This is a genomic window from Paramagnetospirillum kuznetsovii (assembly GCF_003284725.1).
GTDB classification, from domain to species: Bacteria; Pseudomonadota; Alphaproteobacteria; order Rhodospirillales; family Magnetospirillaceae; genus Phaeospirillum; species Phaeospirillum kuznetsovii.
Genome location: NZ_PGTO01000002.1, coordinates 310,552 through 330,195, shown reverse-complemented (window position 1 = coordinate 330,195; position 19,644 = coordinate 310,552). Strand labels below are relative to the sequence as shown.

General features: G+C 64.8%; 20 protein-coding genes. 8 read left to right on the top strand and 12 right to left on the bottom strand.

Annotation, left to right across the window (positions count from 1 at the left end):
• Positions 1 to 10: 10 nt before the first annotated feature.
• On the top strand, positions 11 to 622 hold the full coding sequence (plsY, locus tag CU669_RS04195) for a glycerol-3-phosphate 1-O-acyltransferase PlsY (protein WP_112142536.1): 612 nt from the start codon (positions 11 to 13) through the stop codon (positions 620 to 622).
• Positions 619 to 1,104 (top strand): FKBP-type peptidyl-prolyl cis-trans isomerase, encoded by a 486-nt coding sequence (locus tag CU669_RS04190; protein ID WP_112142535.1) that lies wholly within the window; start codon positions 619 to 621, stop codon positions 1,102 to 1,104. The genes plsY and CU669_RS04190 overlap by 4 nt, the downstream gene beginning before the upstream one ends.
• An 82-nt stretch (positions 1,105 to 1,186) precedes the next feature.
• Here the strand turns inward: CU669_RS04190 and CU669_RS04185 are convergent, their stop codons facing one another.
• Complete coding sequence (locus CU669_RS04185) at positions 1,187 to 1,390, bottom strand: hypothetical protein (protein ID WP_112142534.1); 204 nt, start codon at positions 1,388 to 1,390, stop codon at positions 1,187 to 1,189.
• Between the two features lie 110 nt (positions 1,391 to 1,500).
• Here CU669_RS04185 and CU669_RS04180 point away from each other — a divergent pair, with 110 nt between their 5' ends.
• Entirely contained in the window at positions 1,501 to 3,585 is a 2,085-nt protein-coding gene (locus CU669_RS04180) for a transglycosylase domain-containing protein (RefSeq protein ID WP_112142533.1), read from the top strand.
• Positions 3,586 to 3,642: 57 nt separating this feature from the next.
• Here the strand turns inward: CU669_RS04180 and CU669_RS04175 are convergent, their stop codons facing one another.
• Genes CU669_RS04175 through CU669_RS04145 form a run of 7 tightly spaced genes read right to left on the bottom strand, consistent with a single transcriptional unit; the run spans position 3,643 to position 13,184 of the window.
• Positions 3,643 to 6,195 (bottom strand): nitrate reductase, encoded by a 2,553-nt coding sequence (locus CU669_RS04175; protein ID WP_112142532.1) that lies wholly within the window; start codon positions 6,193 to 6,195, stop codon positions 3,643 to 3,645.
• Positions 6,188 to 6,523 carry a nitrite reductase small subunit NirD gene (gene nirD, locus CU669_RS04170; protein WP_112142531.1) on the bottom strand — a complete coding sequence of 112 codons (336 nt, stop codon included), beginning with the start codon at positions 6,521 to 6,523 and terminating at the stop codon, positions 6,188 to 6,190. The genes CU669_RS04175 and nirD overlap by 8 nt, the downstream gene beginning before the upstream one ends.
• 5 nt (positions 6,524 to 6,528) lie before the next feature.
• Positions 6,529 to 8,976, bottom strand: a complete 2,448-nt coding sequence (nirB, locus tag CU669_RS04165) for a nitrite reductase large subunit NirB (protein ID WP_112142530.1) — start codon at positions 8,974 to 8,976, stop codon at positions 6,529 to 6,531.
• Positions 8,976 to 10,196, bottom strand: a complete 1,221-nt coding sequence (locus tag CU669_RS04160; RefSeq protein WP_112142529.1) for a CmpA/NrtA family ABC transporter substrate-binding protein — start codon at positions 10,194 to 10,196, stop codon at positions 8,976 to 8,978. Before CU669_RS04160 ends, nirB begins: the two co-directional genes overlap by 1 nt.
• A 17-nt stretch (positions 10,197 to 10,213) precedes the next feature.
• Positions 10,214 to 11,005, bottom strand: coding sequence for an ABC transporter ATP-binding protein (locus tag CU669_RS04155; protein WP_112142528.1), 792 nt, complete (start codon positions 11,003 to 11,005; stop codon positions 10,214 to 10,216).
• A 14-nt stretch (positions 11,006 to 11,019) separates the two neighbouring features.
• Positions 11,020 to 11,880, bottom strand: coding sequence for a nitrate ABC transporter permease (gene ntrB, locus CU669_RS04150; RefSeq protein ID WP_239988532.1), 861 nt, complete (start codon positions 11,878 to 11,880; stop codon positions 11,020 to 11,022).
• A gap of 14 nt (positions 11,881 to 11,894) precedes the next feature.
• The gene (locus tag CU669_RS04145; RefSeq protein ID WP_112142710.1) at positions 11,895 to 13,184 is read right to left on the bottom strand and encodes a CmpA/NrtA family ABC transporter substrate-binding protein; all 1,290 of its coding nucleotides are present in this window, start codon (positions 13,182 to 13,184) and stop codon (positions 11,895 to 11,897) included.
• A 108-nt stretch (positions 13,185 to 13,292) separates the two neighbouring features.
• Between CU669_RS04145 and CU669_RS04140 the strand changes: the two genes are divergently transcribed.
• Positions 13,293 to 13,526, top strand: coding sequence for a hypothetical protein (locus CU669_RS04140; RefSeq protein ID WP_146747666.1), 234 nt, complete (start codon positions 13,293 to 13,295; stop codon positions 13,524 to 13,526).
• Here the strand turns inward: CU669_RS04140 and CU669_RS04135 are convergent.
• The gene (locus CU669_RS04135) at positions 13,523 to 14,101 is read right to left on the bottom strand and encodes an ANTAR domain-containing response regulator (protein WP_239988531.1); all 579 of its coding nucleotides are present in this window, start codon (positions 14,099 to 14,101) and stop codon (positions 13,523 to 13,525) included. The two genes, CU669_RS04140 and CU669_RS04135, sit on opposite strands and share 4 nt — an antisense overlap.
• Before the next feature lie 219 nt (positions 14,102 to 14,320).
• Between CU669_RS04135 and CU669_RS04130 the strand changes: the two genes are divergently transcribed.
• The 3 genes from CU669_RS04130 to CU669_RS04120 are packed head-to-tail and all read left to right on the top strand — an operon-like array spanning position 14,321 to position 16,410.
• On the top strand, positions 14,321 to 14,905 hold the full coding sequence (locus CU669_RS04130) for a hypothetical protein (protein ID WP_146747665.1): 585 nt from the start codon (positions 14,321 to 14,323) through the stop codon (positions 14,903 to 14,905).
• A gap of 51 nt (positions 14,906 to 14,956) precedes the next feature.
• Positions 14,957 to 15,682: a response regulator gene (locus CU669_RS04125; protein ID WP_112142525.1), complete on the top strand. Its 726-nt coding sequence runs from the start codon at positions 14,957 to 14,959 to the stop codon at positions 15,680 to 15,682.
• 26 nt (positions 15,683 to 15,708) lie between these two features.
• On the top strand, positions 15,709 to 16,410 hold the full coding sequence (locus tag CU669_RS04120; RefSeq protein WP_112142524.1) for a hypothetical protein: 702 nt from the start codon (positions 15,709 to 15,711) through the stop codon (positions 16,408 to 16,410).
• Here CU669_RS04120 and rnhA read toward each other — a convergent pair.
• The 3 genes from rnhA to ispH all read right to left on the bottom strand — a co-directional run bounded on the left by rnhA (position 16,394) and on the right by ispH (position 18,883).
• Positions 16,394 to 16,855, bottom strand: coding sequence for a ribonuclease HI (rnhA, locus tag CU669_RS04115; protein WP_112142523.1), 462 nt, complete (start codon positions 16,853 to 16,855; stop codon positions 16,394 to 16,396). The two genes, CU669_RS04120 and rnhA, sit on opposite strands and share 17 nt — an antisense overlap.
• Positions 16,852 to 17,814, bottom strand: a complete 963-nt coding sequence (locus CU669_RS04110; RefSeq protein ID WP_112142522.1) for a homoserine kinase — start codon at positions 17,812 to 17,814, stop codon at positions 16,852 to 16,854. Before CU669_RS04110 ends, rnhA begins: the two co-directional genes overlap by 4 nt.
• A gap of 112 nt (positions 17,815 to 17,926) precedes the next feature.
• Complete coding sequence (gene ispH / locus CU669_RS04105) at positions 17,927 to 18,883, bottom strand: 4-hydroxy-3-methylbut-2-enyl diphosphate reductase (protein ID WP_112142521.1); 957 nt, start codon at positions 18,881 to 18,883, stop codon at positions 17,927 to 17,929.
• Positions 18,884 to 18,996: 113 nt separating this feature from the next.
• On the opposite strand from ispH, the gene CU669_RS04100 reads away from it, so the two are divergent.
• On the top strand, positions 18,997 to 19,608 hold the full coding sequence (locus CU669_RS04100; RefSeq protein ID WP_239988530.1) for a hypothetical protein: 612 nt from the start codon (positions 18,997 to 18,999) through the stop codon (positions 19,606 to 19,608).
• Positions 19,609 to 19,644 lie beyond the last annotated feature (36 nt).

The following is a 19,644-nucleotide window of genomic DNA, read 5'->3' as shown; positions in this document are numbered from 1 at the left end:
AGAGAATCGTATGACGCTTGAGCTCCTCCTCGCCGCCATGGGCGGATATCTGCTGGGCAGCGTGCCGTTCGGCTTGGTGCTGACCCGTCTGGCCGGGCTGGGCGACATTCGCCAGATCGGATCGGGCAATATCGGCGCCACCAATGTGCTGCGCACCGGCCGCAAGGGGCTGGCGCTGGCCACCTTGCTGCTGGACGGCGGCAAGGGCGCCATCGCGGTGGGGCTGGCGTGGTGGATTCTGGGGCGCGATCTGGTGCCGGTGGCGGGCTTCGCCGCCGTGCTGGGGCACAACTTCCCGGTCTGGCTGGGCTTCAAGGGCGGCAAGGGCGTCGCCACCACTTTCGGAACCCTGATGGCCGCCTCATGGCCGGTGGGGCTGGCCTGCTGCGGCACCTGGATCGCCGTGGCCGCCCTGCTCCGCTATTCCTCGCTGTCGGCCCTGGTGGGACTGGCCCTGTCGCCCGCCTACGCCTATTATTTCGCCGGTCCCGAATTCGCCGTCATGGCCGCCGGTCTGGCCGCCCTTGGCTTCTATCGCCACAAGGCCAATATCCAAAGACTGCTCAAAGGCGAAGAGCCCCGGATCGGTGGCAAGAAACAGGCAGAGGAGCCACAATCATGACCGACATCGTCGCCCGCGATACCGTGGTCGCGCTGGTTTACCGGGTTTCCGACCCGGATGGGAACGTTCTGGACGACGGCAAGGAGCCCATGGTCTATCTGCACGGCGCTTCCAACTCGCTGTTCCCCAAGATCCAGGCCGCGCTGGACGGCAAGGCGGTGGGCGAATCGGTGCAGGTGCGCTTGCAACCGGCCGAAGCCTTCGGCGAATACGACGCCGACCTCGTCGAGATGGAAGACGCCGACAAGTTCCCGCCCAATCTCCAGATCGGCATGCAATTCGAAGGCGCTGCCGCCGATGGCAAGGGAGAGCCGCAGATCTACGCCATCACCGATATCGCCGACGGCAAGGTGGTGCTGGATGCCAACCACCCGCTGGCGGGCATGGTCATCGACTTCGCCTGCACCGTGGCGGCCGTGCGCCCCGCGACCATCGCCGAACTCTCCCACGGCCATGCCCATGACGAGGATCATCCGCACTGATTTTCGCCACAATCAGGGCAGACAAACAAAGACGCCGCCCTATTTCGGGGCGGCGTCGGCATTTGGGGAAGAGGTCATGGGGCTATTCGTTGACGGCGGCCTTCAGCACGGCACGGGCCTCGTGCTCGTCGATCTGGTGCACGTCGGACAGGTGGGTTTCCCAGTTCTCCACGTATTCCTGGACCGCCACCAGCAAGCATTCCCCCAGGGTCTGCCCGGTTTCCGTCGCCAGCACCTCCAGGCGCTGCTTCAGTTCGGGGGGAATCGTGACCGCAAGGGTTTCCATGGTTTCGACCTCGTGAATAATATCGTCGTCAGTTTACAACCATTGTCGCGCCGTTGCCAGTTCCGACAGAGACAGTTCCGAGGGGGGCGCCAGTCGTGGTAAAAGCCCCCATGGCAGCCTCATCCCCCCGCCCCCGCCCCGGCCGCAATCGTTTCTCGGTCTCCGTCGACCCGTCCGACCGCTTGGTCGCCAGCGGCGAGGGCGCACCGCCGCCGCCGCCGCCGCCGCCCAAGAAGGAGAAGCCCGCCCCGCGCCGCAAGAAATCCGGGGGTGGCGGTGGTCATGGCAAATGGCCCAAGCGTCTGCTGGTCTGGGGGGCGACCCTTGCCATCTGGGTCGGCATCGCCCTGGCCGCCGTGGTGGCCTATTTCGCCGTCGACCTGCCCGATATCGACAAGGTGACCGCGACGCCGCGACGGCCCAGCGTGGTGTTCCAGTCGGTGGACGGCGAAGTCTTCGCCGCCTTCGGCGATCTGTACGGCGAGCCGCTGGATTTGAGCGAAATCTCGCCCTTCATCGCCCAGGCGGTGCTGGCCACCGAGGACCGCCGCTTCTACAGCCATTGGGGCTTCGACCCCATCGGCCTGGGCCGCGCCGTCTTCACCAATCTGCGCGCCGGACACATGGTCCAGGGCGGTTCCACCATCACCCAGCAATTGGCCAAGAACCTGTTCCTGACGCCTGAGCGCAACCTGAAGCGCAAGGTCCAGGAACTGCTGATGGCGCTGTGGCTGGAAAAGCGGTTCTCCAAGGAACAGATTCTGACCATCTACCTCAACCGGGTCTATCTGGGATCCGGCACCTTCGGAGTGGATGCGGCGGCCAAGCGCTATTTCGACATTTCCGCCCGCAAGGTCGATCTCTATCAGGCGGCCGTCATCGCCGGACTGCTGAAGGCGCCCAGCCGCTACAGCCCGCTCAACGACCCGGAAGCGTCGCGCAAGCGCACCGCCGACGTGCTCGCCAACATGGTCAAGGCTGGCTATATCGACCAGCGCACCGCCGACACCGTCCAGGTCACCGGCTCGTCGCAGTTGATCCGCCGCCCGCCGCCGTCGGGCCGCTATTTCGCCGACTGGGTGATGAGCCATCTTGACCAGTTCGGCGAGGTGGCGGGCAAGGACATCGTGGTCAAGACCACCCTGGACGTGGGCTTGCAGCGCAAGGTGGAATCCTCGCTGGCCGCCATGATGAGCGGGCCTGCGGCCAAGGCCAACGCATCCCAGGGCGCCGTGGTGGTCATGAGCCCCGATGGCGCGGTGCGCGCCATGGCGGGCGGCAAGGATTACGACGAAAGCCAGTTCAACCGCGCCACCCAGGGGCTGCGCCAGCCCGGCTCGTCGTTCAAGCCCTTCGTCTATCTGACCGCCATGGAGCGCGGCTTTTCCCCCGACGACACCGTCAACGACGCCCCCATCAAGCTGGGCAACTGGAGCCCGGGCAATTACACCGGCAAGTATCTGGGCGAGATCACGCTACGCAAGGCGCTGGCCGAATCGGTCAATACCGTGGCGGTCCGGCTGGTGGAAGAGGTCAGCCCCGGCCGCGTCATCGCCACCGCCCGGCGTCTCGGCATCACCTCGGACCTTCGCAACGACGCCACCCTGGCGCTGGGCACCAGCGAGGTGTCGCTGGTGGAGATGACCACCGCCTATGCCAGCTTCGCCAATGGCGGCCAGGGCGTCACCTCCTATGGCGTCAGCCAGATCACCGACCCCAACGGCCATGTGCTCTATCAGCGCAGCGGCGGCGGCTTCGGCCAGGTGATCTCGCCCCAGGCCCTGGCCCGCATGGACGACATGATGACCGCCGTGATCCAGGAAGGGTCCGGCAAGGCCGCCAAGCTGGACCGCCCCGCCGCCGGCAAGACCGGCACCACCCAGGATTACCGCGACGCCTGGTTCATGGGCTTCACCGCCGATTACGTCACCGGCGTGTGGATGGGCAACGACGACTATCGCATCGAGATGAAGAAGGTCACCGGCGGCGGCCTGCCCGCCCAGTTGTGGAAGCAGGTCATGGTCGCCGCCCATCGCGGCTTGCCCGCCCATGCCCTGTCGGTCCCGGTCGAGGAATCCTCGGGCTCCTCGGTGATCGAGGACGTGGTCTCGGGCGCCGCCCAGGCGGGCGCCGACGCCGTCAAGGGCATCGGCGGCGCCATCGACGACTTGCTGAAGGGCATCTTCGGGCGGTGAGTGCGGCCGAGACGGCCGCGCCCCAATTTTAGGAGCGCGGGCATCCTGCCCGCAAACCTACGCCACTTTCTCCGCCCGTTCCTCCGCCAGGATGGCGCGGATTTCGGGAACGCAAGAGCCGCAATTTGTGCCCGCCTTCAACAGCGCCCCCACCTGGGCGGCCGAGGTCAGGCCATTGTCGCGAATGGCGGTCCGGATGGCCGCCAGGCCGACGCTGAAACAGGCGCAGACCGTCTTGTCGCTGCCCCGATCACCGCCGGGAGGAGCGCCCGCCACCAAGGTGGCGCGCTCGTCACCCGCGATGGCGGCGCGGCCGAAAGCGGCCGCCACCCAGTCGGGCGAGAAATCGGTGGCCCAGCGGAAGATGAACAATACCCCTTCCAGCCGCCCGTCCACCAGACGCGCCGCCCGGTAATGGCCGCGATTGGGATCGAGGAATTCGATCCATTCGCCGTCCCCGCCCAGCCAGTCCCGCGCCGTCACCGGCCAGTCCTGTCCCTCGGCCCCGGCGATGCGCCAGATGGAATGGGATTTGCCCGCCGCCTTGGACCAATAGAAATCGCGCGGCAGTTCGACCGGTGAGCGACTGAGCATGACGCCATGCCAACCGGCGGCGTAGGGCTCCACCATCACCGGGGCGTGCTTGAGCTCCGGCTGGCCGGAATAGGGATCGACGGCAGCGTCGATCAACATCCCGACCACGGCGCCCGAGGCGGTGCGGTCGGTCCAATGGATGGGGGCGAAGACCTCGCCCCGCCGCAGACCGGCATCCAGGGCGACCCGCAGCACCGCCGAGGCGCGCCGTCCGCCGAGCCTTGCCAGCCCGTTGTCGGTCAGGCCGAAGCGGATGGCGTCGGCGGGATGGATGGACAGGACCGGCTCGGGCGCATGGGCCGCCAGCCGGGGCGAACGGCCGGTCCGCGTCATGGTGTGCCACTGGTCGCGAGAGCGGCCGGTATTGAGGATCAGCGGCAGCGCCTCGTCGGCAACGGCGGCGGGACGACGCGGCTCGACCGCGATCATCCTGGCCTTGCCGTCGGGATGGTAGAAGCGGCCGTTTCCGAACATCCGCGCCGTGCCCTCGCCCGGCCGCCGCACCGGCCATTGGATGGGCGCCAGCGCCTCGTAATCCACCCCGATCAATCCGCCGAGATCCAGGTCGCGACTGCCGCCATTCTCGAAAGCGGTCAGACGGCAATGCTCGGCGAAGATGTCGGCGGCGCTCTCATAGGCGAAGGCGGCGCCAAAGCCCATGCGCCGCGCCACCTGCGACATGATCCACCAATCGGGCTTGGCTTCACCGGGAGGGGCAAGGAACGGCCGCTGGCGCGAGATGCGGCGCTCGGAATTGGTGACGGTGCCGTCCTTCTCGCCCCAGGCCAGGGCGGGCAGCCGCAGATGGGCGAGACGCGCGCTGTCGGTATCGGCCTCGCAATCCGACAGGACCACGAAGTCGCATGCCGCCATGGCGTCGCGGACCAGATCGGCCTCCGGCAGGCTGACCGCCGGATTGGTGGCCATCACCCACAGCGCCTTGATCCTGCCGTCCTTGACCGCCTTGAACAGATCGACGGCCTTCAGGCCCGGCTTGGTGGCGACGCGGGGCGAGTCCCAGAAACGGCCGACCCGGTCGATGGAGGCCTCGTCGAATCCCATATGGGCGGCCAGCATATTGGCCAGCCCACCCACCTCGCGGCCGCCCATGGCGTTGGGCTGGCCGGTCAGCGAGAACGGCCCCATGCCGGGCCTGCCGATCCGCCCGGTCTGCAGATGGCAATTGATGATGGCATCCACCTTGTCGGTGCCCGAACTGGATTGGTTGATCCCCTGCGACCAGAGGGTGACGGTCTTTTCCGTCTCGGCGAACCAGGAGAAGAAGGTCACGATCTGATCCAGCGGCACGCCGCACTCGACCTCGGCCTCCTCGCCCTTCAGATGGGCCAGCAATCCGTTGAACAGGATGGCGTCGGAACCGGGACGGAGGGCGAGATGGAGATCGGCGCATTCGGCGGTGGCGGTGCGGCGGGGGTCGACCACCACGATGCGCAATTCTGGACGCCGGGTCTTTTCCGCCAGCAGGCGCTGAAAGATCACCGGGTGGCACCATGCGGCGTTGGAGCCCACCAGCACCACCAGATCGGCCTGTTCGATGTCCTCGTAGCAGCCAGGCACCGTGTCGGAGCCGAAGGCGCGCACATGGCCCGCCACGGTGGACGACATGCACAGACGGGAATTGGTGTCGATATTGCCCGAGCCGATGAAGCCCTTCATCAGCTTGTTGGCGACATAGTAATCCTCGGTCAGCAGTTGTCCGGAAACGTAGAAGGCCACCGAATCGGGACCATGCTCGGCCACGGCTGCCGAGAACTTGTCCGCCACCATATCCAAGGCGGCATCCCAGGCCACCGGCTTGCCGCCCCATTCGGGATGCAGAAGGCGTCCCTCCAAGCCGATGGTCTCGGCCAACGCGGCGCCCTTGACGCAGAGGCGGCCGAAATTGGCGGGATGATCGGGATCGCCCCGCACCGACCATCCATCATCGCCCGATTGGGCGACGACACCGCACCCGACCCCGCAATAGGGACAGGTGGTGCGGATGGTGTCAGCCATGCGCCACCTTCTTGCTGACGGCCAATTCCAGGAAGATGTCTCCGTCCACCAGCTTGACCACCACCGGACGGGTGCAGCCCTCATCCGGCGCGGTCGCCTCTCCCGTCACCAGATCGATGGTCCAGTTGTGCAGCGGGCAGACGACGACACGCCCCGAGACGATGCCTTCCGACAGCGGCCCGCCCTTGTGGGGGCAGCGGTTGAACAGCGCGAAGACCTCATCGTCCTGGGTGCGGAACACCGCCACCTGGCCTTGCGCGGTCTCCACCGTGCGGGCGCCCAGGCGGGGAATGTCGGAGAGTCGGCCGATCTTGATCCAGTCATTCATGGCTCTTACTCCACCTCGGCCAGGGTTTTGAACTGATGGGCATCCACCCCGGCCACCCGCTCGGCCCAGGGGTCGATCTGGGCGTATTTCTGTGAATGCAGGAAACGGGCATAGGCCGCCTTGCGGCCGCTCTCGTCGTCCAAGATCCGCTTCTTGACGTAGTCCATGCCGACCCGCTCGACCCACGGCGCGGTGCGTTCCAGATAGCGGGCTTCCTCGCGATAGATCTGCATGATGGCACCGGAATATTCGAGCACCTCGTCCTCGGTGGCGACGCGGGTCAGGTAATCGGTGCCGCGCAGCTCGATGCCGCCATTGCCGCCCACCAGAATGTCGTAGCCCGCCTCGACGCAGATGATGCCGATATCCTTGATGGAGGCCTCGGCGCAATTGCGCGGGCAGCCCGACACCGCCAGCTTGACCTTGTGGGGCGTCCAGCTGCCCCACATCAGCTTTTCCAGCTTGACGCCAAGGCCTGTGGAATCTTGCGTTCCGAACCGGCACCATTCCGAGCCGACGCAGGTCTTCACCGTGCGCAGGCCCTTGGCATAGCCATGGCCCGAGACCAGCCCCGCCTTGTTGAGATCGGCCCAGACCTCCGGAAGCTGTTCCTTCTTGACCCCCAGAAGATCGATGCGCTGACCGCCGGTCACCTTGACGGTGGGAATCTTGAACTTGTCGGCCACGTCGGCGATGGCGCGCAGTTCGGACGGCGTGGTCAGGCCGCCCCACATGCGCGGGATCACCGAATAGGTGCCGTCCTTCTGGATATTGGCGTGGACCCGCTCGTTGATGAAGCGGCTCTGTCCGTCATCCACATATTCGGCGGGCCAGGCGCATAGCAGGTAATAATTCAGGGCCGGACGGCATTTGGCGCAGCCGTCGTGATTGTGCCAGCCCAACGCCCCACGCACCGCATCCATGGTCTTGAGCTTTTGAGCGATGATCTCGTGGCGAACCGCGTCATGGGACAGATCGGTGCAGCCGCACATACCGGCGGCCTTGGCTTCGACCACCTCGCCGGTGGTGTGGGCCAGGATGGCCTGGACCACCGAGGCGCACTGGCCGCAGGAGGCCGAGGCCTTGGTGTGGGCCTTGACCTCGTCCAGGCTGGTCAGGCCCTTCTCGGTGATGGCCTTGACGATGGCGCCCTTGGAGACGCCGTTGCAGCCGCAGACCTGGGCATCGTCGGACATGGCGGCCACGTCGACACCGCCCTTGCCCTTGCACGAGACGTCGGCATAGGCCTGACCGAAGATCATGCGATCACGCATCTCGGCCACGTCGGCCTTTTCGCGGATCAGTTGGAAGTACCAGGCGCCGTCGGCCACGTCGCCATACATGACGGCGCCCACCACCTTGGAGTCGCGCAGAACCAGCTTCTTGTAGATGCCCTTGGCGGAGTCGCGATAGATCAGCTCCTCGTCGGCCTCGTCCTGGGCGGCCAACTGACCGGCCGAGAACACGTCGATGCCGGTGATCTTGAGCCGGGTCGACAAGGCAGGCGTCACATAAATGGCGTCGGGATCACCGGCCAAACTGGCGGCGCAGACCTTGGCCTGCTCCCACAACGGCGCCACCAGGCCGAACACCTGGCCGCGATGCTCGACGCATTCGCCGACGCTGTAGACCGCGTCATCCGAGGTCTTCATGTCGTCGCCGACCACGATGCCGCGATTGACGTCGAGACCGGCGGATTTGGCCAGATCCACATTGGGACGGATGCCGATGGCGACCACCACCAGATCGGCGGGCACGGTGCGGCCGTCGGTCAGCTTCAAGCCCTCGGCGCGGCTGGTGCCCACGACCTCCTCGGTCTGGCCGCCCATGAAGAAATGCAGGCCGCGCTCGGTCAGATCCTTTTGCAGCAGATGGCCCGCTTCCACGTCCAACTGACGCTCCATCAGCGTGTCCATCAGATGGACCACCGCGGTGGGCATGCCGCGACGGCGCAGGCCCCAGGCGGCTTCCAGGCCCAGCAGGCCGCCGCCGATCACCACGGCGCGCTGCTTCTTGTCGGCGGCGTCCAGCATCTTTTCCACATCGGCGATGTCGCGGAAGGCGACCACGCCGGGCAGGTCGAGGCCGGGCAGCGGCGGCATCAGCGGCTTGGAGCCGGTGGCCAGCAGCAGCCGGTCATAGGGAACCACCAGACCGGACGCGGCGGTCACCGTCTTGGCCGCCGGATCCATGGACATCACCGGATTGCCGGTATGCAGGGTGATGCCGTTGTCGCGGTACCAATCCAGCGTGTTGATGATGATGTCGTCCACCTGCTTTTCACCGGCCAGCACCGACGACAGCATGATGCGGTTGTAATTGGGGTGGGGCTCGGCGCCGAACACCGTGATGTCGAAGCGGGCCGGGGCCAGCTTCAGCAATTCCTCGACGGTGCGCATGCCGGCCATGCCGTTGCCGATGACGACCAGCTTCTGGCGGGGAATGGCGTTCATCACAGGTCTCCTGTTTCAGCGGCCGTGAAGGCTTGGTCCACGGGCGGGGAAAGGTGGAAGGGGTCGAACACGCCGCCACCCAACAGCCGATCCGGTCCCATCTGGATGGGGCGGGTGGCGCGCAGCAAGGTCCAGGGCTGGTCGTGCTCGCCCTCGGTCTTGTAGTCCACCAGAGGAACCGGCAGGCCCAGGGCTTGCGCGGCGACACGGTAAAGATCGGGCCGGAACACCGCGTCGGCATGGGCGCGGCTATCGGTTCCCACGGGCACCTGGCCGTGCCGCTTCATGCTTTCCAGGAACCACATGGCCTGGGACCGCCAGGGGAAATTGGCGGCGCCGCCATGGAAGGTGATCAAGTCCTTGGGCAGGCCGCCTTCGCCCAGCAGCGGCGCCATGACGGCATCGACGGGAACGTTGAGGTATTGCGGCTGGGCCAACAGCTCGGCCAGCTCGCAGCGGTTCTCGTCGCACCAGCGGGCCGCCCCCAGCAGGGCTTCCAGGATGGCCGCATGGGTTTCCGAATGATGGTCGGCCCAGTCGCGGGTCACCGCGAAGACCTTTTCCAGCCGTCCGGCGAAGATGTCGCCGCTGGTGGCGGCGACGCGGCCCAATCCCATGCGCATGGCCAGACTGCCCCAAGGCTCGCCGACGCAATAGCCGCTGATATTGCCGGCCGAGAGATAGGAGATCATCTGCGGCGGCGGCACCACCACCAGACGCACGTCGCATTCGGTGTCGATGCCCGCCGATTCCAGCCACAGCCGCAGCTCGGCGGCATGGGACGAGAAGGAATAGACGGTGGCGAAGGTCATGATGGGAGCGCCGTCGGCCTTGTCCTTGTCGATCACCGCCTTCAGGGCGCGGGCATCGATCGGACGCTTCGCCATGGAATCGGGATCGGCCTTCTCCATGCGCTCCCACAGGGCATTGGCGAGGGTGATGGTATTGCCGCCCAGATTGAGCGCCATGCCCGCCACCATGGGCACCTTGATGGGCGACAGGCCCAAGGTCATGGACAAAGGCTGCGGCGCCAGCATCTGGGCGCCGTCCAGGGCGCCCACCGCCACCTTGTCGCGGATGGAGGCCCAGGAGGACTCGCGGGAAAGCTCCACATCGAGCCCGACCTCGGAGAAGAAGCCGCGCTCCTTCGCCACCACCAGCGGTGCGGCATCCACCAGCGGAACAATGCCAAGTTTGAGACGGGTCTTTTCCAGGGCCATGTTCTTGCTCCCTCGCCTTAAGCCGCGCGCGCCGGAGAATGGCCGTGGAGGAACCGCAGAACCTCGGCCCGCAGATGGTTGAAGTGAGGGTTATCGGCCAGTTCGACCCGCGAACGGGGCCGGGGCAGGTCGATGTCCAGGATTTGGCCGATGCGGGCCGCCGGTCCGTTGGTCATCATCACGATGCGATCCGACAGCAGCACCGACTCGTCCACGTCGTGGGTGATCATGATCACGGTGTTGCCGAGGCGGCCGTGAATCTCCATCAAGCTGTCCTGAAGATGGGCGCGGGTCAGGGCGTCGAGTGCCCCGAACGGCTCGTCCAGCAGCAGAACCTTGGGCTCCATGGCCAGGGCGCGGGCGATGCCGACGCGCTGTTTCATGCCGCCCGAGATTTCGCCGGGCTTCTTGTCCTTGGCCGCGTCCATGCGCACCAGGGACAGATTGTGCAGCGTCCAGTCGTGGCGTTCGGCCTTGCTCTTGGTCTTGCCGTGGACCTTGTCCACCGCCATGCGCACATTGTCGTAGACCGACAGCCAGGGCAGCAGGGAGTGGTTCTGGAACACCACGGCGCGGTCGGGGCCGGGAGTGTCCACCTCGCGGCCTTCCAGCAGGACGCCGCCCTCGGTGGCCTGCAGCAGACCGGCGACGATGTTCAAAAGCGTCGACTTGCCGCAGCCGGAATGGCCGATGATGGAGACGAACTCGCCCTTGTCGATGCGCAAGACCACGTCGTCCAGGGCGCGAAAGGTGCCTTTGTCCCCAGTGAAGGCAATTCCGACATTCTCGATGGAAAGATAGGCAGCCATGACGGAATTCCTCCTCAGTTCGAGAGCATCTTGCCGATGACGGTGATCACCCGGTCGAGCATGAAGCCGACCAGTCCCACATAGACCAGGGCCAGGATGATTTCGCTCATCAGCGAGCTGTTCCAGGCGTCCCAGATGAAGAAGCCGATGCCGACGCCGCCGATCAGCATTTCGGCTGCGATGATCGCCAGCCAGGACAGGCCGATGCCGATTTTCAGGCCGGTGAAGATGTAAGGCACGGTCGCCGGGATCACGATCTTGAAGAAGAACTCGATGGGCGACAGACGCAGCACCAGGGCGACATTGCGGTAATCCTGCGGGATGTTGCGCACGCCCACGGCGGTGTTGAGGATGATCGGCCAGATGGAGGTGATGAAGATCACGAAGATGGCCGAGGGATCAGCCTGGCGGAAGGCGGCCAGGGAAATGGGCAGCCAAGCCAGGGGCGGCACGGTGCGCAGCACTTGGAAGATGGGATCAAGCGCGCGGAAGGCCAGCGTGCTCTGGCCGACCAGCACGCCCAGCAGGATGCCCGCCACCGACGACAGGGCAAAACCCATGGCCACCCGCTTCAGCGAAGCGAAAAGATGCCAGAACAGGCCCTTGTCGACGCCGCCGTGATCGAAGAACGGATCGGCGATCAGCGGCCAGGTGGACTGGACCACCTTGATGGGGCCGGGCAGCAAGGCATTGGGACCGGAACAGGCCAATTGCCAGATACCCAGCAGCACCGCCAGACCAAGGACCGGCGGCAGAACGCGGCTGGCGATCTCCCTGGCCTTCTTCACGGCGGCGCTTGGCTGCCCCGCCGGCTTGTAGGGTGTCACCTGCGCCATGTCCGGCTTGGCTTCGGCGATCTTGCTAACCATGGTCATGCTGTCCTCCGTGCTCAAACCGTCACGCGCTTGATGGCCAAGCTCTTGAGATAAGCGGCCGGATTGGCCGGATCGAAGGTCTTGCCGTCGAAGAATTTCTCGACGCCCCGCGAGGTGGAGGCGGGGATTTGCGCCGCCGCCACGCCCAGATCCTTGGCGGCTTCGCGCCAGATGTCCTCGCGGTTGACCTGCTTGATCAGCGCCTTGGTATCGAGATCGGCGGGCTGATAGCCCCAGCGGATATTCTCGGTCAGGAACCACAGGTCATGGCTTTGGAACGGATAGGAGGCGTTGTCCTTCCAGAACTTCATGACATGGGGGGACTTTTCCACCAGCCGTCCGTCGCCGTAGTTCAAGAAACCCGAGGCGCGGGCGACGATGTCTTCCAGCGGAACCTTGAACCATTCGCGGCCCGAGACGATCTTGCACATCTCCTCGATATTGGCCTCGCACCACTGCTGGGCCTCGAGAACCGCCATGGTCACCGCCTTGGCGGCCTTGGGATTCTTCTCGACCCAGTCGCCGCGCATGGCGAGGCTCTTTTCCGGGTGGTCCTTCCACAACTCGCCGGTGGTCACGGCGGAAAAGCCGATGCCCTGGTGGGCCAGTTGGTCGTTCCACGGCTCGCCGACGCAGAAGGCCTCCATGGTGCCCACCTTCATGTTGGCCACCATCTGGGGCGGCGGCACCACAATGGTGGAAACGTCCTTGTCCGGGTCGATGCCATTGGCGCCCAGCCAGTAGCGGAGCCACATGTCATGGGTGCCGCCGGGGAAGGTCATGGCCACCTTGATTTCCTTGCCGGCCGCCCGCGCCTTGGCCAAGGCCGGGCCGAAGGCCTTGGCATCGGTGGTCAGCTTCAGGGCCTTGTACTCGTTGGACACCGAGATGCACTGACCGTTGAGATTCAGGCGGGCCAGGATGTTCATGGGGATCTTGGCGCTGTTCTTGGTGACTTTGCCCGAGGCCATCAGATAGGGCATGGGGGTCAGGATATGGGCGCCGTCGATGCCGCCGCCCGCCGAGCCCAATTCCAGGTTATCGCGGGTGGTCCCCCACGAGGCCTGCTTGAGCACCTGGACATCGGGCAGACCGTACTTGGCGAAGAAGCCCTTCTCCTTGGCGACGATCAAAGGCGAGGCATCGGTCAGCGCGATGAAGCCGAAATTGGCGCCCTTGACCTCGGGCGCGTCGCCCACGGCAGCCCAGGCACCGGCAGGGAGGGCGGCGCGGGCGGCGGCCAGGACGGCGGCGGCGGCCAGAACGGAACGGCGGGAAACGGGCTGGGAGGTCTTGCTGGTCATGATCGTCATGTCCCTCGTTGGCTGAACCGAAAAAAAGGGGGCTGAACCGAAAACAAAAAAGGCGTTCCGCGGAGTCGCGCCGGCCTCCCGCAAGGGAGCGCGCAATCCGTGGAACGCCTTTGTTCCTTGGCCGGTGTCGGCATCATTGCCGACAGAGCCAGTCAATTCGTTTTGAAGGCAACCCTCGCCATTGAGATTTGGCCGCCTTCGCACTGCAACATGAAGCAACGCTCATGCCAGATGGGAAAACGCTTAATTTCAAAGGGGTTGCAGCGGGCGCCCAAAAGTGATCGCCTATTTTTTAGGCTGCTGCTGATGAATGATTACTTTTTAGGCTTTTAGCCGAGCAGCTCGGCCGCCTCGATGACCTTGTTGGCGACATCGATCAAGCGCAGCTTCTGATCCATGGCCATCTTGCGCAGCAGGGCGAAGGCGGCGTCCTCATCCACCTTGCGACGCTTCATGAGGATTCCCTTGGCCTTTTCCACCTGCTTGCGCTCGGCCAGGGTGGTCTTGGCCTTGTCCAACTGGCTGCGCAAATCCTGGAACTGGGCGAAGCGGGCGATGGCGACGTCGATCACCGGCCGCACCCGGTCCGGCTTCAGTCCGTCCACCACATAGGCCGACACACCCGCCTCCACCGCCGCCTTGATGGTTTCAGGCTTGCCGTCCTGGGCGAACATCACCACCGGGCGGTTCTGTTCGACACCGACGCGCCGCATGTCTTCCAAGATATCGCGGTCGGGCGAATCGATATCGACGATGATGACGTCGGCGGCCAGTTCCGCCACTTTGGCGTACAGACCCGCGCCGCTGGCCAGGACACCGACGACCTCGAAGCCTTCGCCTTCAAGGGCGACCTTGACCAAGGCCGCCCTGTCGCGTTCGTCATCGACCACGATCACGCGCAAGCCCATGCTCAACCCTTTAATTCCTCATGCTCGCCCAACTTTGCACGGCACATGCCATGCGGCGCGGCCAGGGCGGCCGCACGATACAGGGAAACACAATGCCCCTATTGGCGCAATTCCCGCCACGCCATGCCCAAATGGCGGGCAGTCCGCAAAGTCGTTTCGGCGGCGGTGAAAGTCCTGCTAGTCTGTGTCGTTTCGATACCATAGGGAGTTCGTTGCGTCGTGAACCGGACCATGATGGCTTTGGCGACTGTTGCCGCACTCCTTGCCTGCGGCCCGGCTTGGGCGGGCGGCAAGAAAGAGGGCGCGGGCGAAAGTGGCGGCGGCGCCGTCGCGCCCATCGCCAGTTCCGCCACCGGAGTCCGGGAAAAATTCATCCCGCCGGAACAGATCGGCGACAGCCTCGGCACCTTGAAGCTGGAAGCCACCATGATGGCTGGCGCCGGAGCGGGAAAGTGCCGCATGAATTTCGTGCTGTTCAACGCATCGACCGCCACCGTCGCCATGGGCATGGTGGGGTCATCGGTCAGCGCCAAGGGTGAGATTCTGGATAACTGGGTGGTCAATATCGGCGCCTTGGCGCCCAGCGGCCAAACGGCGCGACTATTTTCCTGCGGCCTCGGCGCCGTGCAACTCAGCTTTTCGCCCCTCAGCGATTTCGGCACTCCGCCGATCAAATGCGTCAATGCCAAGCAGGAAGCCGAGGCTTGCCCGGTGGCGCTGCAAATCAAGTCGTCGCTGCCCTTGATCGACAAGGCCGATATCAAGCCGGTGGCAGGCGGCGCCGCGCCAGCCAAAGGACATTGAGCACCACGCGTCATTTGACCCATGGTGCTCTTGCAGGAGCTTACGGACCCGATGATTCTTGAACGCCGCGTGATTGTCTTTCCCCGATCGGACTTCCTCGACGCCATCCGGCGCTATGGCGAGCGGATCGGCAAGAATCTTCCCAATACCGCCCCGGACCAAATGAACTTCGACCCGGCCCAGGACATTTCCTTGACCATCCGCTTTCCCGCCGTTTTCGCCGGAGGCTCCGCCAAGGACTTCATCTTCTCGCGCGAGGATGTGGGCCAGGCCCTGACGCTGTATTGCAAGGAGCACAGGGTGCCTCTGCCCAAGGGCGCCACCAAGCAGATGGAAAAGTTCAAGGACGGCGCCGCCTTGTCCATGCTGATCGGCGGCGGCGGTCTGCATGTCCTGATCATCGACGATCAGGAAGTCATGCGCACCATCATCAAGAAGCTGCTGACCAAGGCCAGTCCGTCCCAAATCTCGGAAGCCTCTGATGGCGTCAAGGCGCTGGACATGCTGCGCTCCGGCGAGTTGGAGCCCGACATCATCATTTGCGATCTGCACATGGACAATATGGGCGGCATCGACTTCCTGCGGACTCTGAGAGGCGACAAGGCCAATATCAACAGCCGTAAGCCGGTCCTGATCCTGACCAGCGACAAATCCGACGAAGCCCACGAGATCACCCGCCAGGTGGGTGCGTCCAAGGTCTTGACCAAGCCCATATCCGCCGATGATCTGATCCGCCAGATTCAATTGGTGCGCGGCCACTTCGAAACCGCACGGTGATGGAATACGGCGGGCGGAGTCACTGAATGGGACTCTTCCGCTTCTGCCGCCATGCCCTTCGCAGCTTCGTCATCCTGATGGAGCAATTTCCGGCCTTCATGCGCCTGGCCTGGGTCTGCGTGGGCGTCAGTATCGTCAGCACGGCGGTCGGCGAACGCTACCCCCTGTTGGCGGGCGTGACCGATCTGCTGGCACGCGGTGTTTTCGCGGTGGCTTGGCTGCGGCTGGTGGCGCGGGGCGAGATGCCAACCCGCATGGCCTATTTCCGCCTGGGCCGCCGCGAAGTGTTCACCGCCTTCGGCTGGATGCTGGCGGAAACCTTCGTGACCTTCCCCGCCCAGGTGATCGGCGCCTCGCTCGCCATGGCCACCGGCATTCCGCTCGCCGATGCCGCCATGCCGCTGCTGGGCTTCACCCATCTGCTGATCGGAGCGGTCTATCTGTTGCCAGCCGAAGCGGCCCTGGAACAGGAATCGGGCGCCGACGGCTGGCGCCTTCCCGATGTGATCATGAAGGGCGGCGTCGCGGTCAGCATCGCCGTCGCCCTGGCATGGCTGCCCGCCAATCTGCTGATGGAGGCGGCGAGAATGTTGCCGGACATGGAGATCCTGGAAGGACTGACGCTGGTACAGACCGTCGCCATCGCCCTGCGTTACCTCGCCATGGCGATCACCGCCGGAACCGTCGCCCTGATCTGGAATGAACTGACGGCTAAACCAGCGCCCTAAGATCGGCGATGCCGTCACGGGCCAGTTGGTCGGCCCGCTCGTTCTCGGCGTGGCCGGCATGGCCCTTGACCCAGTGCCATGTCACCTGATGGCGGGCGCAGGCCTCGTCCAAGGCCTTCCACAGATCGTCGTTCTTGACCGGCTTCTTGTCGGCGGTCTTCCAGCCGCGCGCCTTCCAGCCCCGCAGCCATTCGGTCATGCCCTTCATGACGTATTGGCTGTCGGTATAGATATGGACGGCGCAGGAGCGGGTCAGGCTGTTGAGGCCTTCCAGCACCGCCATCATTTCCATGCGGTTGTTGGTGGTGGCGGGCTCGCCGCCCTTCAGCTCCTTCTCCACCCCGCGATAGCGCAGGATGGCGCCCCAGCCGCCGGGGCCGGGATTGCCGCTGCACGCCCCGTCTGTGAAGAGTTCGACTGGTCCGTTTCCGGTACTCTCGCTCATTCGATGCCGTATTCGCCGGGACCGCCGACGCCCTGGTGGAACACCAGCTTGCGGTAATACTCCATGGGATCCTTGCGCTTGACGAAGGCCCCGGCGGGCGTATTCAGCCAGTCATAGCTGCGGGTCAGCAGAAAGCGCAGGGCGGCGCCCCGCGCCAGCAGCGGCAGGGCGTCCAACTCTTCGGCCGATAGCGGCCGGACGCGGCGATAGCCGTTCAGCATCAGCCGCGCCTTGGTGGCGTTGAAGGCGCCGTCCGCCTCGAAGCACCAGGCATTCAGGCAGATGGCGATGTCATAGGCCATGAAATCGGTGCAGGCGAAATAGAAGTCGATCAACCCCGACAGCCGATCGCCCAGAAAGAACACGTTGTCGGGAAACAGGTCGGCATGGATCAGCCCCACCGGCAAGGTCTTCGGCCAGTTGGCTTCCAGGAAATCCAGTTCGGCGGCGATCCGTTCGGCCAAGTCTTCCTTGATCTCCCCGGCGCGGGGCCGAATGGCCTCGAACAAGCCGCGCCAACCCTCCACCGACAGATTGTTGCGCCGGGTCAGCGGGAAGTCCGCCCCCTTCAGATGCATCTCGGCCATGGCAGGCCCAAGCTCGGCGCAATGATTGAGGCTGATGCGCCGATGCCAGACACCCTTGAGGAAGCTGACCAGGGCGGCGGGACGACCGCACAGACTGCGCAGAATGGCGCCGTCGCGGCCTTGGATGGGGCTGGGGCAAGCCAATCCACGGGCCGCCAGATGCTCCATCAGTCCGATGAAGAACGGCAGCTCCGCCGGATTCACCCTGCGCTCGTAGAGGGTCAGGATGAAGCTGTCGCGGTCGGTCTGGAGCAGATAATTGGTGTTCTCGACGCCTTCGGCGATGCCCTTGCAGGACACCACCGCGCCGATATCGTACTGGGCGACGAACTCGTCCAGCTCGTCGTCGGAAACCTCGGTATAGACCGCCATGCCCCTATAACCCTATTCCACGCCGGATCGGCGGAAGGTACGACAGTTCCCGGCGCCGCGCCAGAGGGCGTCCGCTGACGTCATGGCGCATGGCCCGCGTCCAGGCCGCCCTCTATTCCGACAGCGCCTGCGGCAGTTTGAAGGTCACGGTCTCGGTGGTGACCCGCACCTCCTCGATCGTCACGTCGAAGCGCTCGCGGGCCGCCGCCACCACTTCCTCCACCAGGATTTCCGGTGCCGATGCTCCGGCGGTGATGCCTAAGCGGCTGACCCCGTCCAGCAGGCTCCAATCCACCTCGGCGGCGCGCTGGACCAGAACCGAGCGGGCGCAACCGGCCCGCGTCGCCACTTCCACCAGACGCGACGAGTTGGAGGAATTGGGCGAGCCGATCACCATCAAGGCCTCGCATTTGGGGGCGATGGTCTTGACCGCCGCCTGGCGGTTGGTGGTGGCGTAACAGATATCTTCCCGCTTTGGTCCGACGATGTCGGGAAAGCGGCGATAGAGCACGTCGATGACGGCGGCGGCATCGTCCACCGACAGGGTGGTCTGGGTGATATAGGCCAGCATGGAGGGGTCGCGCGGCTGCACCATTTCCGCCTCGGCCGGGGTACCCACCAGCATGACGGTTCCCTCGGGAACCTGGCCGATGGTGCCGATCACTTCCGGGTGACCGGCATGACCGATCATGATGATCTGGCGGCCCATGTCGTAATGGAGTTCGGCCTCGCGGTGCACCTTGGTCACCAGCGGGCAAGTGGCATCCAAGGAGGTCAGGCCGCGACGATCGGCCTCTTCCGGAACCGTCTTGGGCACGCCATGGGCGGAAAACACCACCGCCGCGTCGTCGGGGACTTCGTCCAGTTCCTCGACGAATACCGCGCCCTTCTGGGCCAGGGATTCCACCACGAAGCGGTTATGGACGATTTCATGGCGGACATAGACCGGAGCCTGATACTTTTCCAGCGCCTTCTCGACGATATGGATGGCGCGGTCGACACCGGCGCAAAAGCCGCGCGGGCTGGCGAGAACCAGGGTAAGGGGCCTTTTGGCGGGAACGGAAGACATGGTCGCGGTTAATCCCTCTATTCGGCTTGGCTGTCGGCTTGTGCCGCGTCGCGGCCTTCTCTAAAGTCGGAGGCCACGTTTAGCAGATGTTGCCCCGTCGAAGGAAGAATGGCATGCGCGAATTCGCCACCCCGCCGGAGCGCCTTGCGGTCGGCACCTCTATTTCCAGGATTTCCATGACCCATCGTTCGTCCCGTCTCGTCTGTCTCGCCCTGGCGGCGCCGCTTGCCCTGTCCGCCTGCGCCGACTTCGACTTCATGAATCCGAAGAAGAAGGTGGCTCCGCCCTGCCCGCCCATCTACATCCTGTCCGACGTGGCCAAGGTCACCAAATTCCGTCCAGGGTCGGGCCGCGACCTCACCGATGTGGAGTTGGAGGCGGAGATCATCGCTTTCAAGGGCGACTGTTCCTATGACGACAAGGGCGGCGAGGTGGTGATGCGGCTCAGCTTCGACGTCAATCGCGGTCCGGCCAGCACCAGCCCCAATGCGGAGCTGACCTATTTCATCGCCATTCCCAAATTCTACCCCGCCCCCGAAGCCAAGGCGGTGTTCACCATCCCGGTGGTGTTCCCCGAGGGCATGAACCAGGCGCGGACCACCGATGACGACGTGGTGCTGCGGCTGCCGGTGAAGAACAAGGAAATCATCAACGATTACGAAATCTATCTGGGGTTCCAGGTTTCCCCAGAGGATTTGGAAGCCATGCGGCGAAGCAAGCGCTAGGTGTCTGCCTCGCGATAAAAACACAATATCTAGGAG

Coding starts and splice junctions, on each gene's coding strand:
- CU669_RS04145 (WP_112142710.1), bottom strand. CDS start 13,184: ATGACCAGCAAGACCTCCCAGCCCGTTTCCCGCCGTTCCGTTCTGGCC.
- rnhA (WP_112142523.1), bottom strand. CDS start 16,855: ATGAGCGAGAGTACCGGAAACGGACCAGTCGAACTCTTCACAGACGGG.
- nirB (WP_112142530.1), bottom strand. CDS start 8,976: ATGAACGCCATTCCCCGCCAGAAGCTGGTCGTCATCGGCAACGGCATG.
- plsY (WP_112142536.1), top strand. CDS start 11: ATGACGCTTGAGCTCCTCCTCGCCGCCATGGGCGGATATCTGCTGGGC.
- nirD (WP_112142531.1), bottom strand. CDS start 6,523: ATGAATGACTGGATCAAGATCGGCCGACTCTCCGACATTCCCCGCCTG.
- CU669_RS04185 (WP_112142534.1), bottom strand. CDS start 1,390: ATGGAAACCCTTGCGGTCACGATTCCCCCCGAACTGAAGCAGCGCCTG.
- CU669_RS04110 (WP_112142522.1), bottom strand. CDS start 17,814: ATGGCGGTCTATACCGAGGTTTCCGACGACGAGCTGGACGAGTTCGTC.
- CU669_RS04125 (WP_112142525.1), top strand. CDS start 14,957: ATGATTCTTGAACGCCGCGTGATTGTCTTTCCCCGATCGGACTTCCTC.
- CU669_RS04100 (WP_239988530.1), top strand. CDS start 18,997: ATGCGCGAATTCGCCACCCCGCCGGAGCGCCTTGCGGTCGGCACCTCT.
- CU669_RS04155 (WP_112142528.1), bottom strand. CDS start 11,005: ATGGCTGCCTATCTTTCCATCGAGAATGTCGGAATTGCCTTCACTGGG.
- CU669_RS04160 (WP_112142529.1), bottom strand. CDS start 10,196: ATGGCCCTGGAAAAGACCCGTCTCAAACTTGGCATTGTTCCGCTGGTG.
- CU669_RS04135 (WP_239988531.1), bottom strand. CDS start 14,101: ATGGGCTTGCGCGTGATCGTGGTCGATGACGAACGCGACAGGGCGGCC.
- CU669_RS04190 (WP_112142535.1), top strand. CDS start 619: ATGACCGACATCGTCGCCCGCGATACCGTGGTCGCGCTGGTTTACCGG.
- CU669_RS04175 (WP_112142532.1), bottom strand. CDS start 6,195: ATGGCTGACACCATCCGCACCACCTGTCCCTATTGCGGGGTCGGGTGC.
- CU669_RS04120 (WP_112142524.1), top strand. CDS start 15,709: ATGGGACTCTTCCGCTTCTGCCGCCATGCCCTTCGCAGCTTCGTCATC.
- CU669_RS04180 (WP_112142533.1), top strand. CDS start 1,501: ATGGCAGCCTCATCCCCCCGCCCCCGCCCCGGCCGCAATCGTTTCTCG.
- ispH (WP_112142521.1), bottom strand. CDS start 18,883: ATGTCTTCCGTTCCCGCCAAAAGGCCCCTTACCCTGGTTCTCGCCAGC.
- ntrB (WP_239988532.1), bottom strand. CDS start 11,880: ATGACCATGGTTAGCAAGATCGCCGAAGCCAAGCCGGACATGGCGCAG.